Raw genomic sequence first — 15295 nt, forward strand, 5'->3', positions numbered from 1 at the left:
TCGGCCGGGCCGGGCGGACCCGGCGGTGCCGGGGCCCGGCGGGCTGGATGCCCGGGCTCGGCCCGGGCCGGGGTCAGCCCTGCTGGGCGGCCTTGCGGCGGCGGAGCAGCACGAGGGTGCCGGCGCCGACCGCGAGGACGGCGCCACCGGCGATGGCGATGCCGGTGGTGTCGTCACCGCCACCGGTCTGGGCCAGTGCCTTGTCGGCGTTGTCGGCCGCGTTCTTGGCCTTGGCGACGGCGGCCGGGGTGAGCTTCGGCGGCGTCACGGTCGGCACGGTCACCGGGAAGTCGATCGGCTCCTGGGCGCCGGTGCCGCCGGTGGACGGGGCGGAGGTGGTCGCACCGGTCGGCTGCGCGCTCGTCGAGGACGACGGGCTGGCCGACGCCGACGGGCTGGTCGACGCCGAGGTGGTGGCGGTGGGCGTCGCGGTGGGGGTGGCCGTGGCGGTCGCGGTGGGCGTGGCCGTGGCGGTCGCCGTGGGCGTCGCCGTAGCGGTCGTGGTGGGCGTCGCGGTGGCGGTGGCCGAGGGCGAGTGGCTGGGCGAGTGGCTCGGCGACTGGCTCGGCGAGTGGCTGGGCGACGGGCTGCCGGTCGGCTTGCCGGTGGTCTGGCTGGCGGTCGGGCTCGGCTTGCCGCCCCCGGCCTTGATGGTGAAGCCGGCGCCGGTGATGCCGTCGCAGCTGAAGTGGCCGTTGCCGACGGGCTCGTGGGACTGGTCGTCGAGCTGCTCGGAGAAGACGACCGGCACCACGCCGGCCTTGCCGAGCGGGGCGTCCTTGGTGAACGAGGCGCGGACCTTGATGGAGACGTCCTTGCCGCGGTTCACCGCGAGCATCGCGTCGTCGGAGTCGGCCCCGCCGAGCAGGATGAGCACCGCGTCGTCGTCGGAGTCCCCGCCGCCGGGGGCGACCGAGCCGGGCAGCCAGGCGCCGCCGGGCAGCTGGTACTCGACCTTGAGGTCGCCGGCCTCCAGGCTGCCCGCGCGGTTCTTGAACTTGAGCAGCGGGTAGAACACGAAGTCGTGCCGGGTCGAGTTGTCGATCCGGAAGGTGAACTCCCGGGCGTCGCCGCCCGCGATGAAGGTGTCCGGCACCCCGCGCACGGAGAGGTCCAGGCTCTGGCGCGAGGACTTGTCGGCCTGCGGTGCCGCGGTGGCGGACGGGGAGCCGGTGGTGCCGACGGCGACGGCGCCCTGGGCACCGGCCAGCACCATCGAAGAGGCGAGGGCGGCGGCGCCGGCGAGGGCGAAGCTGCGACGTATGGACATGGGCAAGGAAGACCTCACGGATGAGTCCGGGCGTGGCCCGGGAGCGCGGAAGGACTGGGTTGTCCGAACTGTGGTCCCCCCACGAAGCTGAAAGTCCGACGGAGACTACCGAAAGATCCAGCCAGATCGTAAGGCGGGTGCCACCCTTCGTGCACCACCCTGACCGGATACTGTCCGATTGGCCCAACTCCGTCACTCGGTAAGGCTTTTGTGCCATACCGTCAGATGACCGCAGGGTGACCGGTACACGTCCGGAACACCGCGTCCGACGACGCCGCACTGGCGGGAAACCGCCGTCGGGCGGCCATGCTCCCACGGACCGCCGCCGGGGCCGGCCGGCCGGGCCTCCCCGCCCTCGTCGGAGAGGGCCGGCCGGTGGGTGGGCGTCAGCCCGCGAAGAAGGACTTGGCGGCGACCAGCGCCCGCTCGTCGTTCAGCACGTCGCCCGGCCGGGTGCCGTTGCCGAGCAGCGCGCCGCCCCAGCGCATGCCCATGTAGTCGGCGCAGAGCCGCAGGGTGGCGATCAGCGGATCCGCCTTGTCCGGCTCGGTGGCCAGGGCGGTGACGGCCCAGATGGTGCCGCCGGAGAGCCGGGCGCGGAAGTCCGCCCCGGGCGCCCGCAGCCAGGCGGACCAGTGGTCGAGGTAGAGCTTGGCGCTGGTCGGCAGCGAGTACCAGTACACCGGGGCGACGAAGACCAGGTCGGTCGCGGCCAGGGTGGCGTCCAGCAGGGTGCGTTCGTGGCCGGCCGGCTCGGGGAAGCCGCCGTCCTCACTGTGCCGGCGGTCCTCGAAGGGGGGCAGCGGGTGCTCGCTCAGCCGCAGCCACCGCTGCTCGGCACCGGGCGGCAGACTCGCCCCCGCGGCCAGCCGGGCCAGCTGTTCGGAGTTGCCGTCCGGGCGCGAACTGGCGTTCAGGAAGAGGAACGAACGCGGCGCAGCGGCGCCGGCGGTGTGCTCGGACATCAGGACCCCCGTGCGGATGGCGACAGAAGGCCCGAGCGTACGACAGCCCTCCGACGGGCCCGGCGGCGACTACTCCGGCAGGCCCGCCCGGCGGCGGGCGACGGCCGCGACGGCCGCCCAGTCCTTCTCGCCGTCACCGTGCGCCAGGGCGTCGAGGAAGGCGTCCCGCAGCACGCTGCCGAAGGGCAGCGGCACGTGCGCCGCGGCGCCGGCGGTCAGCGCGAGATCGACGTCCTTGAGACCCAGCGGCAGCTTGAAACCGGCCGGTTCGTACCGGCGCTCGGCGACCATCGCCCCGTAACCGGAGTAGACCGGCCCGGGGAAGAGCGTGGCGGTGAGCATCTCGACCAGATCGGTCGGGCGGACGCCGTTGGCCTCGGCCAGGCTGCACGCCTCGGCCATCGACTCGATCGCGCAGGCCAGCAGGAAGTTCGCGCTGATCTTGGCGGTGTTGGCCTGGCGCGGGTGCTCGCCGAAGTGCCACGTCCGCCGCCCCATCGCGGCGAGCAGCGGTTCGGCCAGGGCGAGCGCCTCCGGGGCCCCGGCGGCCAGGATGTTCAGCTCGCCGGCCGCCGCCACCGGGGGCCGGCCGAGGACCGGCGCGGCGACGTAGCCGATGCCGTGCTCGGCGTGCAGGGCCTCGGCCCGCTCCGCGAGCGCCACCGAGACCGTGGCCATGTTGACGTGCAGGGTGGCCCGGGCGCCGGCCAGCAGGGCCGGATCGAGCAGCAGCCGCTCGAACGCGGCGTCGTCGGCGAGCATGGAGACCACCGCCTCGGCGGCGAACGCACCGGCCGGCCCGTCGGCCGCCTCGGCGCCCCGGTCGACCAGCGCGGCCACCGGCCCGGGCGAGCGGTTCCAGACCCGCACCCGGTACCCGGCCCGCAGCAGGCTGGCAGCCATGCCCTGCCCCATCGCGCCGAGCCCCACGAAGCCGACCGTCGTCACTGCCATCGCCCACTCCCGTCGTCGCCGCCCGGCGGACCGCGCCACAGACCGCCGGGCCGGAGCCACCGGTACGGCGAACCGGGCACGTCGAAGCGGGCGGGCCGGTCCGACGGAGCCGTCGGACCACGATCCATGCCGCCCCGACTGTACGTCAGCCCACCGCCCCGGCCGTGCTCAGGCGCACGCGTGCTCCGGCAGCCGGGCCCGGCCCGACTCCAGTTCGGCGACGACCCGGTGGCGCAGCAGTTCGTACTGGGCCTGGAGCCGGCCCGGGCGCTGCGGGCGGGCGACCGGCCGGCCGGGGCCGACCCGCTCGTCGGGGCCGAACTGCTCGCGGGTGAGGTCGATCTCGAAGCCGGTCGCGAACCGGTTCCACCAGTGCAGGTCCGTCCGGACACCGCCGACGTGCACCTCGCCCATCATGAGCTCGCCGCCGAGCAGGTCGTGCAGGACCATCGCGGTGACCCCGCACTGGCCGCGGGCGGGATTGTCCGGATGCCAGTGGGCCAGGTCCTCGGGCGCACAGGTGTCGACACCCCAGGAGGAGCGGATCGCACGTTCGATGTCGTTGAGGGTCCACGCCGTCATAGCGGGAAGCCTGCCACGCCCCACTGACAGCGGCACAGGCTTTTCAGTGGGCCACCCCGTGTTCTGCGGTGACCTTCTCGATCTTCACCCGTACGAGCAGCTCGCCGGGGACGCCGTTACGGGCGCCGTACTGCTCGGCGAGTTCCTCGCCCATGTACCGGGCGGCGATCCGGGTGGCCCAGTCGCGCACCTCGGGCAGATCGTCGCTCAGCCGGGCGGTGCCCTGGACGAGGGCGTAGGAGAAGGGCGGCCGGTCGTCGTCCACGCAGAGCATCACCCGGCCGTCGCGGGCCAGCGTGCGGCCCTTCACCGTGCCGGCGCCGGTGTTGAACACGATCTCGTCGCCGTCCAGCAGGAACCAGACCGGCGCGACGTGCGGGCGGCCGTCGGCCCGGGTGGTGGCGATCTTGGCGGTACGGGTGCCGGCGGCGAGGAAGGCGCGCCACTCGGTCTCGGTCATGTGAGGCATGCGCCCATCCTGGCCGCTGCGGCGCTCCGGCGCACCGGGTTCCCGGAGTGACCGGGTTCCCGGGCTCCCGGGGTGACCGGGGCGGATGCGCTGGGCGCGGGCGGGCGGGCGGCGGCGCAGCGGCGGGCGGGCGGCGGCGCAGCGGCGGGCGGGCGGCGCGCGGGCATGCCGGCGCACCGGAGCGGTCGGGGGTCCGCTCCGGTGCACCGCGTCGCCGGCGGGCGCCCACGCGCCCGCCGGGCGCTACTTGCCGAGCGCCGCGACGCCCGCCTGGGCGAACTGCTCGTCCAGGTCGCCGCTGGGCGCGCCCGCGACGCCGATGCCCGCGATCGGCGCGCCCTTGGCCTGCACCGGGGCGCCGCCGGCCAGGAACAGCGTGCCCGGGATGTCCTTGAGGTTCGGCGCCTGCGCCAGCCGCTTGGCCAGCTCGGAGGTCGGCGCGTTCCAGGAGACCGCCGTGAACGCCTTGCGCTCGGCGGACTCCGGCGACTGCGGGCCGGCGCCGTCACCCTTGAGCAGCACCCGGGTGATGCCGTCGCGGTCCACCACCGCGACCGTGACGTGCTGACCGGCCTTGGTGGCCGCGTCCAGGGTGGCCTGGGCGGCCTTGGTGGCGGCCTCGATGGTCAGGCCGGTGGTCTGGGTGAGGTTCTTGTTCTGGGTGTCGGCCTTCACCGCGGCGGCGGCGGCCGGGGCCTCGGTGGTGTCCGCACTGGCCGAGACGGCGCCGACGGTGGCGGCGGCCAGCGCGGCGGCGGCGACGGTACCGGTCAGCACACGGGTACGCAGGGAGGTCTTCTTCATGGTCGGGCTCCTCGTCGGATCGGTCGGTGCCACGGCCGGGATCTGGGGGCCAGGTCGGGCTCGGCGGCTTCGGTACCGATCCTCCGGCCGCCGGGCCCCCGGGCACATCGACGGTCCGGCGGCCGCTCGCGCGCAGGATGGAGGACGGTCCCGTCAACCGATCGGCTGATGCGCGGCCCGGTCGGACGGGTCACCATCGAGGGATCGGACCAGGTCAGCGCGGTGGGCCGGAGTGCCGACCGCAGAGAGCCGCCCGCAGAGGGGCGACCGCAGAGTGGAAGGAGCCGCCCCGTGCCGCAGGACCGTCCCGCCGGCGGCGAACCGGCCACCGGTGCCACCGCCCCGGCCCCCGCGGGCCCGGCGGCAGCCCCCGACCCGGCGAACCCGCCCGACCCGGCGGACCTTTCCGGCCCCGGGGCCGACAATCCGGACGACGGCCGGCTGGCCGTCCTGCTCGACTCCGCCTTCCTGCTGCTGCTCGCCACCTCGCTCAGCCGCTACCTCAGCCACCACCCCGGCAACCCCCGCATCCCCTGGGTGATCGGCCTCGGCCTCGCCCTGGCCGTCGCCCAGCCGGTCGGCTCCTGGCTGGCCCACCGCCGCCCGCCCGCCCCCGGGCGCCGGCGCAGGCTCTGGCCGCTGGCCCTGGTGGTCGCCCTCTGGGTCGTCCTGGTGCTGGTCGCGCCGAGCTTCGCCTGGTGCGCCGTCCCGCTGGTCTACACCGCCCTGCGCACGCTGCCCGCCCGGGCAGCGATCCCGCTGGTGGCCGCGCTGACCCTGCTGGTGGTGATCGGCGAGGTCCGGCTGCCGGGCGGGGTGGACGCCAACCTGGTGCTGCTGCCGCCGGCCGTGGCGGCGCTCGCCACCGCCGTCTTCCTGTACATGGAACGGCAGGCCGAGCGGCAGCGGGCGCTGATCGCGGACCTCGTACGCACCCGGCGAGAACTCGCCGCCACCGAGCGCCGGGAGGGCACTCTGGCCGAGCGCGAACGGCTGGCCATGGAGATCCACGACACCCTGGCGCAGGGGCTGTCCAGCCAGCAGATGCTGCTGCAGGCCGCCGACCGCACCTGGGAGGCCGATCCGGCGACCGCCCGCGCCCATGTCCGGACCGCCGCCGAGGTGGCGGCCCGCAACCTCGCGGAGGCCCGCCGCTTCGTCCACGACCTCGCGCCCGCCGAACTCGCCGACGGGCGCACCCTCGACCAGGCGCTGCGCTCGCTCGCCGAGCGGGAGTCCGCCGAGAGCGGGCTGCCGGTCCGGTTCCACCTGGACGGCGCCCCGGTGCCGCTGCCCGCCGCCGCGCAGTCCGCGCTGCTGCGGATCGCCCAGGGCGCGCTGGCCAACGTCCGGGAGCACGCCGGGGCCTCGGCCGCCGCGCTGACCCTGTCCTTCCTCGGCGACCAGGCCGTCCTGGACGTCGCCGACGACGGCCGGGGGTTCCGGCCCGCCCGGCCGGGCGGCGGCTCCGGCGCGCCGGAGCCCGGCAGCGGCGGGCGCGGGCACGGTCTGCCCGCGATGCGGGCGCGGCTGCGCCAGCTCGGTGGCACGCTGACCGTCGAGAGCACCCCCGGCGAGGGCACCGTCGTCTCCGCCGCGATCCCGCTGGAGCCCCGACGAACCCCCCTGGAGCCCCGATGAGCACCGCCCCCTCGACCCCGCCGGTGCGGCTGCTGGTCTGCGACGACCACGCCGTGGTCCGGGCCGGCCTGCTGGCGCTGCTGGCCAGCGCCGGTGACATCGAGGTGGTCGGCGAGGCGAGCACCGGCGAGGAGGCGGTCGCCCTGGCCGGTGCGCTGGCGCCGCAGGTCGTGCTGATGGACCTCCAGCTCGGCGAGGGCATCGACGGCGTCGAGGCCACCCGGCGGATCACCGCCGCACCGGGCGCGCCGCACGTCCTGGTCCTCACCACCTACGACACCGACGCCGACATCACCCGGGCGATCGGGGCGGGCGCCACCGGCTACCTGCTGAAGGCCGAGCGGCCCGAGGAGCTGTTCGCGGCGGTGCACGCGGCCGCGCGCGGGCGGACCGTGCTGTCGCCGCCGGTCGCCTCCCGGGTGATGGCTCAGATGCGTTCCCCCGTACCGCAGTTGACCGAGCGCGAGCAGGAGATCCTGGCCCAGCTCGGACAGGGGCTCGGCAACCGGGAGATCGCGCGGGCGCTGTTCATCAGCGAAGCCACCGTGAAGACCCATCTGGGCCGGATCTACGACAAGTTGGGCGTGGACACCCGGGCCGGCGCGGTGGCCGTGGCCAAGGAGCGCCGGTTGCTGCGCTGAGCGCCCGGCCGGTGCCACTGCGTGCCCGCCCCGCCCCGGAGTGTCGGATTCCGCGCCCCCGGGAGCCACGCCCCCGAGTGTCGGATTCCGGGCCCCCGGGAGCCACGCCCCCGAGTGTCGGATTCCGCGCCCCCGGGAGCCACGCCCCCGAGTGTCGGATTCCGGGCCCCGGGAGCCACGCCCCGACCCGCCGTTCGCCCGGACGGGTGAGGCCGGAGACCCGTGACCACCCTCCTCCGACACCGTTTCCTTACGTACCCGGAGCACCCGCGCCGGAGTCGGCACGCCCCGGCACCCGGCCGATGACGGCGCACCGTCCACCTGCGTCCCACCCTCGGCCCGCCCTCGGGCCACCCTCGGGCCACCCGAACACGCCCGCCGGAATGTGGATGTTTCGTGGAACTCTCTATTGACAAACCAACCACTCGGTTTGTTAGCGTGGAGATCAACGACGCCTCCGGTGGTGGGGCCTCGCCGGGGTCTGTGCGAACCATCCTCGCCGGAGGGTGGCTGCCAGGGGGGTGCGGCGGGGGACCGGAGAGTCGGGGGGTACGGCGCGCCGATGCCGTGTGCGGAGAAGGCGCGGAGCGAGTCCGGGGGGACTCGCTCCGCGCCTTCTCAACACCCACCGGCCCAGGTCAGCCCAGGGCGCTCCAGAACGGACAGCGGATCTCCGGCAGTGCCGCCGATCCGCCCACCGCGTACGGGACTTCGGGACCGCCGGGCGCGCACCGCACCGGCTCCGAACGGGCCACCCCCGGCGAGGTCGCGGTCAGCCGGGCCTCGCCCAGGACACCGAACTCCAGCGCCAGCCGGTAGCCGTCCGGCGTGACCGCCGCGACTCCGGGCAGCTCGCGACAGGCGTTCACCGAGGTGATGGTCCAGCCGCGCCGCCGCCACCCCGCCTCCACCATGGCCGGTAACTCGCCCCGCCGGGCGCCCGAGATGATCGTGACGATGTCCCGGCCGCGGCCGACGTACCACTGGACACCGCCGTCGGCCGGTCCGCAGCCGGGCGGCGGCAGCCGCGCACCCGCGCGGGGTGCGGCGTACCGCCAGGACAGCGCCGGCCGGACGGCGTCCAGCGTCCGCTGCAACAGCCACTCACAGCGTTCGCCGGCGGCCACCTGGTCCACGACCGTCCGCGCGGGCCGCGCGAACGGCCCGGCGGGCTCCGGGCACCGGGGACCGGCCGGGTTCTCGACGTTCACTTCGGTTCCACTTCCACCTGACTGCACCGGGCCCTCCGCGCTTCTCCCGGTGTTCGGCCCGGGAAGGGATTGCGTCACTCCGTGGACGGCGCGCCGAACCGGCACAGTTCCCCGCCCCGCCCGACACACCGGACCGGCCCGGTCGACCGCCCTGCCCGGCCGCGCCGAACCGACACCGGACACCTCGTGGTCTTCGAGCAGTCCGAGGCCTTCACCACCACGGTCCGCACCTCCTCGCCGCCGCGTGACCCGGCAGTGACGTGCGTCACATTCACGGCCGCCGTCGTCACATTCCCGGCGCCCGATCCGCTCAGAGGGTGTCGCGAACGAACGCCACCCCTCACAGACAGGAGGCAGCCGCAGATGAAGCTCACCATCCTCGCCGCCACCGGCGGCATCGGACGACACCTGCTCACCCAGGCCGTCGCGGCCGGCCACGACGTCACCGTCGTGGTCCGCACCCCGGCCAGGCTGGCCGACCCGGCCGGGAGCGGCCGCGCCCCGGCCGGCGTCCGGGTCGTCCGCGCCGATCTGGCCGTCGCCGAACCGGCCGAACTGCAGTCCGCGGTCGCCGGCTCGGACGCCGTCCTCTCCGGCCTCGGCGCCCGCTCCAGCGCCGAGGCCGGTGTCGCCTGGCGCGGCACCCGGGCGGTCATCACCGCGATGCGCGAGGTGGGCGCCCGGCGCCTGATCGTGGTCAGCGCGGCCCCGATCGGCGCCGTCCCCTCCCCCGCCCGCCCGCGGCCGCCCCGGCACGACCCGGGCGACGGCTTCTTCATGCGCCACCTCGCCGCCCCGCTCACCCGGGCGGCCCTGCGCACGCACTACGCCGACCTGGCCCGGATGGAGGACGAGATCCGCGCCGGCGGGCTGGACTGGACGATCGTCCGCCCGCCCCGGCTCACCGACCGTCCGCTCACCCGGGACTACCGGACGGCGTACGGGCGCAACCTCCGCCGCGGCCTGTCGGTCGCCCGCGCCGATGTCGCCCACTGCATGCTCGGCCTGGTCGACCGGCCCGATTCGGTCCACCGGACCGTCGGCATCGCCGACTGACCGGGGCCCCACCCCTGTTCCCGACCCATCGTCAGACCCCCCGGCCGAACTCCGCCGACCGCTCCGGCCGGCGGGGCCCACGACGGATTGCGACGGCGCGCCCGATGAACGACAACGACTCCCTGGCCCGGCGGTTCGAGCAGCACCGCCCCCATCTGCGGTCGGTGGCCTACCGGATGCTCGGCTCCCTGAGCGAGGCCGAGGACGCCGTCCAGGAGACCTGGTTCCGGCTCAGCCGCTCCGACGCCTCCCGCGTCGACAACCTGCCCGGCTGGCTGACCACCGTCGTAGGCCGGGTCTGCCTGGACCTGCTCCGCTCCCGCACCGCCCGGCGCGAGGCCCCGCTGGACACCCATGTGCCCGACCCGGTGATCACCCGCGCGGACACCGCCGACCCCGAACAGGCCGCGCTGCTGGCCGACTCGGTGGGCCTGGCCATGCTGGTGGTGCTGGACACCCTGCCGCCGGCCGAACGGCTCGCCTTCGTCCTGCACGACATGTTCGCGGTGCCGTTCGAGGAGCTCGCCCCGATCGTCGACCGCACCCCGGCCGCCACCCGCCAGCTCGCCAGCCGGGCCCGCCGCCGGGTCCGGGGCGCGGCCGCCCCGGAGACCGACCTCACCCGCCAGCGGGTCGTCGTCGACGCCTTCCTCGCGGCCTCCCGCAGCGGTGACTTCGACGCCCTGGTCGCCCTGCTCGACCCGGACATCACCCTGCGCGCCGATGTCGGCGCCACCGGGGCCGGTGGCTTCCCCGGCATCCAGCACCTCGTCCACGGCGCGCCCGCCGTCGCCCGGCAGGCGCTGCTCTTCCGCGGCCTGGCACCCTTCGCCCGCCCGGCCCTGATCAACGGCGCGCTCGGCCTGGTCACCGCCCCCGACGGGCGGCTCTTCTCCGTCCTGGCGCTGACCGTCGTGAACGACCGCATCACCGAGATCAACCTGCTCGCCGACCCCGACCGCCTTCGTGACCTCCCCGTCCCGCCGCTCTGAGCGGGGCCACCGGAGGAAGAGCAGGAGCAGGAGAAGCAGCAGGAGAAGCAGCACACTTCACCGTCGCCCGCAAGACCCGTGACAGAACGTCCGATAATCGATCCTGCCGGGAACAGGAGCTGATCGGTCGTCAGTTCACGGAGAGAGCGGGCCCACTCGTACCGCCAGCCCCGTTCGACCCGAATGAACGACCAGGAGACGATCGTGCGCATACTCTTCACCGGCCCGGCCGCGCCCAGCCACCTCTTCCCGATGGTGCCGACCGCGCAGGCCCTGCGCGCAGCCGGACACGAGGTCCTGTTCGCCAGCCCGAAGCCGATGGACCAGCTCCGGCAGGCCGGCTTCCCGATAGCCGAGATCGGCGACGGCCGGCCACTCCGGGAGGCCTTCGAGGAGGCCACCGGCGAGGAGGCCCGGTACTCCAGGCCGGACCTGGACCAGGACCAGATCTTCGACATGGCCGCCGCCGCCTTCGCCCACGCCTCCCGCTCCACCGTGGACGACCTGCTCGCCGTCGCCGGCGCGTGGGAGCCCGACCTGCTGATCCACGACTCCTGCCTGGCCTCCGCCCAGTTGGTCGCGGCCAAGCTCAAGATCCCGGCGGCGCTCCAGAACTTCGGCCTCACCTCCGGCCTCGACCTGGCCGGCCGGCTGGCCACCCACTTCACCGATGTCTACGAGGCGCACGGCGTGGCCGGCCCCGCCGAGACCACCCCGCTGGACATCGTCCCGGCCTCGCTCGGCGGCGACGGGGGCGGTCTGCGGATGCGCTACCTCCCCTACAACGGCGGCGGTGTCGTCCCCGGCGACCTGCTGCGCCGCGGCACCCGGCCGAGGGTCGCCGTCACCCTGGGCACCGTGGTCGCCGAGATGGACGGCGTGCACGCCATCAGCCGGCTGATCGAGGCCGCCGCCGGGGTCGACGCCGAGTTCCTGCTCGCCGTCGGCGAGGCCGACCTCAGCCACCTCGGTCCGCTCCCGGCCAACGTCCGCCCGCTGCCCTGGGTCCCGCTCGCGGAGCTGCTGCGCGTCTGCGACGCCGTGGTCCACCACGGCGGCTCCGGCAGCACGCTCACCGGTCTGCAGGCCGGCGTGCCCCAGCTGCTCCTCCCCCAGGGCGCCGACAACTTCGCCGTCGCCGACATCCTCACCGCCACCGGAGCCGCCCTGCGCTCGGCCTCGGCCGACGTCGACACCGCCCTGCTCACCCGCCTCGTCGAGGACCCGGCGCTGCGCGACGCCGCCGCCCGCCTCCGGGCCGACAACGAGGCCCTCCCCACCCCGGCCGCCCTCGTCCCCGACATCGAGGCCCTCGCCGCCGCCCCGCGCTGACCCGGCCCACCCCGCAGGGACGCCGCAGCCGCAGGTCGGGTGACCTGCGGCTGCGGCGTTCCCGGGCGTCCCCGAAGGTCCCGCCGGACCGGGCGTCCGCTCAGGCCGACCACTCGCGGCCGCCCGCTCAGGCCGCCCGCTCCCCGGCCCGCAGCGCGACCCGGGCCGGGAGCCAGGTGCCCACCGCGGCGAGCGCGGCCGCGCCGGCGACGACGATCACGAGCTGCCCCACCGGCACGGCGACCCCGGCCGTCCCCCGGGTGATGCCCCGGGCGTAGGTGGTGAGCACCGCGAAGGCGATCCCGAGTCCGAGCACGGTGGCGATCACGACGGAGGCCGCGGTCTCCCAGCCGAGCATCCGGCGGACCTGGCGGCGGGTGGTCCCGATCAGCCGCAGCGCGGTGAACTCCTGGCGGCGGTCGGTGATGCCCATCGCGAGGGTGTTGAGGACGGCGATCGCCACGAAGGCGATGATCAGGCCGAGCGTGACGTAGCCGATCTGGGCGCTCACCCGGTTGCCCGCGGACTGCGCGGCGGCGCGGTCCAGGACGCCGATGCCGGGCTCGGCCCGCAGCGCCGAGGCCAGCGCCTCCCGGGAGACCCCCTCGCCCCGGACCAGCAGGTTGTCGTCGAGCGGGACGTCGACGTGCGCGGCGACCGGGCCGTGCGCCAGCGTCAGGTCACCGAAGCCCAGGCCCCGGGCGTACAGGGCGACGACGGTGACCTCGGCCGGGGTGCCGTCGGCGAGGGTGAGCCGGACCCGCTGGCCGAGCCGGTAGCCCAGCCCGTCCGCGGCCGCCGCCGTGCCGTCGGCCAGCGCGCCGAGATCGCCCGCGGTCACCGCGAGGTCCAGGGTGTCGGTCAGCCGCTCGGGCGTGACCGCCTGCACGCTGCGCCTGGTCAGGCCGTCGCGGACCTGGGTGTGCAGCACCCGGGTCACCGTCCGCACGCCGGGGACGGCGGCGACCGAGGCGGCGGCGGAGGCGGGGACGCGCGGCCCGACCACGAAGTCGGCGACGCTGCCGCGGTCGCGCTGCGCACCCGCAGCGCCGTCCACGGTGGTCTGGGTGAACAGGATGGTGCAGGCCATCGCGACCAGCAGGGTCAGCGGCGTGACCACCGAGGCCAGCCGGTGCGCGGCGGCCCGCAGGTTGTGGGCGGCGAGGTAGCCGCCGACCCGGGACGCCCGCAGCGGCAGGCCCAGCACCGCGACCCCGGCCCGGGCCACCAGCGGGCCGAGCAGGGACAGCGCCGTGCACCAGAGCAGGACGGCGACGAAGCAGGCCGGGGTGGAGGCCTGGTCCGAGTGCAGCACGGTGAGCACGGCGGTGAGCACGACGGAGCCCGCGGCCGCGACGACGCCGAGGACGATCCGCGCCCAGCCCGGCCGGGGCGGCTTGATCTCGGCCTCGCCGAGGGCCTCCACCGGCTTGATCGCGGTGGCCCGCCGGGCCGAGATCCGGGCGGCGCCCCAGCCGGCCAGCAGGGTGGCGCCGGCGGCGGCGATCGCGGGGAACGGGGAGAGCACCACGGGGAGGTTCGCGGGGATCACGTCCAGGGCGACGAACCGGTCCCGGAGCCAACTGCCCAGCGGCAGGCCGGCGGCGGCGCCCAGCACCCCGGCGGCCAGCCCCACCGCGAGCGCCTCGCCGCCGATCATCTTGCGGACCTGTCGCCCGGTCGCGGCGACGGCGCGCAGCACCGCGATCTCGCGCTGGCGCTGCTGGATCGAGAGGCCGAAGGTGCCGACCACGACCAGCAGGGCGACCAGCAGGGAGGTGCCGCCCAGCACACCGCCCATGCTGACCAGTCGGACCTGGGCGTTGGCGGCGTCGGGGAACTCCACCGGTCCGCGGTCGTCGCCGGTCCGGGCGAGGGCGACCGAGGCGACCTGCGTACCGGTGGTGGTGGCGGTCCCGGCTGGGGTGCTCCGGAGCAGGGCCGCGACGTCGGCGGCGGCCGACGGCGCCGCCGGGAACACGCCGATCGCACTGAACAGGCCGTCGTGGCCGGCCAGCTGCCGGGCCCGCTCGGGGGCGAAGAACACCCCGGCCTGGGCGTCGAAGACCTGGGCGGTGACGCCGACGACCCGCACGGTCAGCGTCTCCCCGGCGGTGCGGGCCCGCACGGTGGAGCCGACGGCGAGGTGGGTCCGGGCGGCCGTGCCGGCGTCCAGCACGACCTCGTCGGCGGCCGACGGCGCGGCCCCCGAGGCCAGGGTCAGGCCGGCCAGCGGCGCGGACTCCCAGCCGTGGCCCCAGGAGTTCGCCGTGGGGCCGCCGGGCAGCAGCACCGGGAACGTCACCTCGGTGCTGACGGACCGCACCGAGGGCAGCGCCGCGATCCGGTCGGCGAGCGCGGCGGGCACCCAGGCCCGGCCGGCGATCGGCTTGGCCTTCTCCTTGACCTTCCCCTTGCCCTTGTTCTGGACCTGGTGGACGTTCTGGTCCCCGGCGACCACGATCGGCGCGGCCGCGTAGCGCTCCGGCCGGACGCCGCCGAGCAGCCCGGTGGCCAGCAGCGTCCCGCAGCCGCAGACCAGCGCGGCGGCGCAGAACAGGGCGACGAAGGCCCCGGCGAATCCGGCCTTGCGGTGCCGGAGGGTGGCTACGGCGAAGCTGAACATCATCGGTTCCACGCTCCCAGGCGGATCATGCGGTCGGCGACCTTGGCGGCGGTCGGCGCGGACATCGTGTCGGCGACCCGGCCGTCGGCCAGGAAGAGCACCTCGTCGGCGTAGGAGGCGGCGACCGGGTCGTGGGTGACCATGACGATGGTCTGGCCGAGCTCCTCGACGGTCTGCCGGAGCAGGGTCAGGACTTCGCGGGCGGTCATGGTGTCCAGGGCGCCGGTGGGCTCGTCGGCGAAGAGCACCTCGGGGTCCGAGATCAGCGCCCGGGCGATGGCGACGCGCTGCTGCTGGCCGCCGGAGAGCTGGCCCGGGCGGTGTCCGGTCCGCTCCCGCAGCCCCACCCGCCCGACCAGCGCGGACAGCCTGGCGGCGTCGGCACGGCGGCCCGCCAGGCGCAGCGGCAGCGTGATGTTCTGCTCGACGGTCAGCGACGGGACGAGGTTGAACGACTGGAACACGAACCCCGCGCGCTCCCGGCGCAGTTCGGTCAGCTTGGTCTCGCTGAGCCGCGACAGGTCGGTGTCCCCCAGCCGGACCGTCCCGGAGCTCGGCCGGTCCAGCCCGGCCGCGCAGTGCAGGAAGGTGCTCTTGCCCGAACCGGAGGGCCCCATCACCGCGGTGAAGCCGCCCTTAGGCAGCCGCACCGTCACCTCGCGCAGCGCGGCGACCGCGCTCCGCCCCTTGCCGTACACCTTGCTCACAGCTTCCAACGTGATCGCTTCGCTCATGCCTCCAGCCTGCCGAGC

Annotated in this window: 14 protein-coding genes; 5 read left to right on the top strand and 9 right to left on the bottom strand. The window is 75.6% G+C overall.

Features of this window, described 5'->3' with window-relative positions:
* Positions 1 to 73: 73 nt before the first annotated feature.
* From OG618_RS18840 to OG618_RS18865, 6 genes are all read right to left on the bottom strand, one after another.
* Positions 74 to 1270, bottom strand: coding sequence for an LPXTG cell wall anchor domain-containing protein (locus OG618_RS18840; protein WP_329488684.1), 1197 nt, complete (start codon positions 1268 to 1270; stop codon positions 74 to 76).
* A gap of 386 nt (positions 1271 to 1656) precedes the next feature.
* Positions 1657 to 2235, bottom strand: a complete 579-nt coding sequence (locus OG618_RS18845; RefSeq protein ID WP_329488685.1) for a flavodoxin family protein — start codon at positions 2233 to 2235, stop codon at positions 1657 to 1659.
* A 69-nt stretch (positions 2236 to 2304) separates the two neighbouring features.
* Positions 2305 to 3189 (bottom strand): NAD(P)-dependent oxidoreductase, encoded by an 885-nt coding sequence (locus OG618_RS18850; protein ID WP_329488686.1) that lies wholly within the window; start codon positions 3187 to 3189, stop codon positions 2305 to 2307.
* A 168-nt stretch (positions 3190 to 3357) separates the two neighbouring features.
* Positions 3358 to 3771, bottom strand: coding sequence for a YunG family protein (locus OG618_RS18855; protein WP_329488687.1), 414 nt, complete (start codon positions 3769 to 3771; stop codon positions 3358 to 3360).
* A 43-nt stretch (positions 3772 to 3814) separates the two neighbouring features.
* Positions 3815 to 4231: a PPOX class F420-dependent oxidoreductase gene (locus OG618_RS18860; protein ID WP_329492168.1), complete on the bottom strand. Its 417-nt coding sequence runs from the start codon at positions 4229 to 4231 to the stop codon at positions 3815 to 3817.
* A 252-nt stretch (positions 4232 to 4483) separates the two neighbouring features.
* Entirely contained in the window at positions 4484 to 5044 is a 561-nt protein-coding gene (locus OG618_RS18865; protein ID WP_329488688.1) for a GlcG/HbpS family heme-binding protein, read from the bottom strand.
* Between the two features lie 291 nt (positions 5045 to 5335).
* On the opposite strand from OG618_RS18865, the gene OG618_RS18870 reads away from it, so the two are divergent.
* Positions 5336 to 6685 carry a sensor histidine kinase gene (locus OG618_RS18870; protein WP_442906819.1) on the top strand — a complete coding sequence of 450 codons (1350 nt, stop codon included), beginning with the start codon at positions 5336 to 5338 and terminating at the stop codon, positions 6683 to 6685.
* Entirely contained in the window at positions 6682 to 7326 is a 645-nt protein-coding gene (locus tag OG618_RS18875; RefSeq protein ID WP_329488690.1) for a response regulator transcription factor, read from the top strand. Before OG618_RS18870 ends, OG618_RS18875 begins: the two co-directional genes overlap by 4 nt.
* A 638-nt stretch (positions 7327 to 7964) precedes the next feature.
* Here the strand turns inward: OG618_RS18875 and OG618_RS18880 are convergent.
* On the bottom strand, positions 7965 to 8537 hold the full coding sequence (locus OG618_RS18880) for a hypothetical protein (RefSeq protein WP_329488691.1): 573 nt from the start codon (positions 8535 to 8537) through the stop codon (positions 7965 to 7967).
* A 363-nt stretch (positions 8538 to 8900) separates the two neighbouring features.
* Here OG618_RS18880 and OG618_RS18885 point away from each other — a divergent pair, with 363 nt between their 5' ends.
* The 3 genes from OG618_RS18885 to OG618_RS18895 all read left to right on the top strand — a co-directional run bounded on the left by OG618_RS18885 (position 8901) and on the right by OG618_RS18895 (position 11917).
* A complete protein-coding gene (locus OG618_RS18885; RefSeq protein WP_329488692.1) occupies positions 8901 to 9593 on the top strand; it encodes an NAD(P)-dependent oxidoreductase in 693 nt (230 codons plus the stop codon).
* A gap of 104 nt (positions 9594 to 9697) precedes the next feature.
* Positions 9698 to 10585 carry an RNA polymerase sigma factor SigJ gene (sigJ, locus tag OG618_RS18890; protein ID WP_329488694.1) on the top strand — a complete coding sequence of 296 codons (888 nt, stop codon included), beginning with the start codon at positions 9698 to 9700 and terminating at the stop codon, positions 10583 to 10585.
* A gap of 204 nt (positions 10586 to 10789) precedes the next feature.
* Positions 10790 to 11917, top strand: coding sequence for a nucleotide disphospho-sugar-binding domain-containing protein (locus OG618_RS18895; RefSeq protein WP_329488695.1), 1128 nt, complete (start codon positions 10790 to 10792; stop codon positions 11915 to 11917).
* Positions 11918 to 12044: 127 nt separating this feature from the next.
* Here OG618_RS18895 and OG618_RS18900 read toward each other — a convergent pair whose 3' ends face one another.
* Positions 12045 to 14546 carry an FtsX-like permease family protein gene (locus OG618_RS18900; RefSeq protein WP_329488696.1) on the bottom strand — a complete coding sequence of 834 codons (2502 nt, stop codon included), beginning with the start codon at positions 14544 to 14546 and terminating at the stop codon, positions 12045 to 12047.
* Positions 14543 to 15277, bottom strand: a complete 735-nt coding sequence (locus tag OG618_RS18905) for an ABC transporter ATP-binding protein (protein WP_329488697.1) — start codon at positions 15275 to 15277, stop codon at positions 14543 to 14545. The genes OG618_RS18900 and OG618_RS18905 overlap by 4 nt, the downstream gene beginning before the upstream one ends.
* Positions 15278 to 15295: the final 18 nt, after the last annotated feature.

It is taken from the genome of Kitasatospora sp. NBC_01246, assembly GCF_036226505.1.
Lineage (GTDB): Bacteria > Actinomycetota > Actinomycetes > Streptomycetales > Streptomycetaceae > Kitasatospora.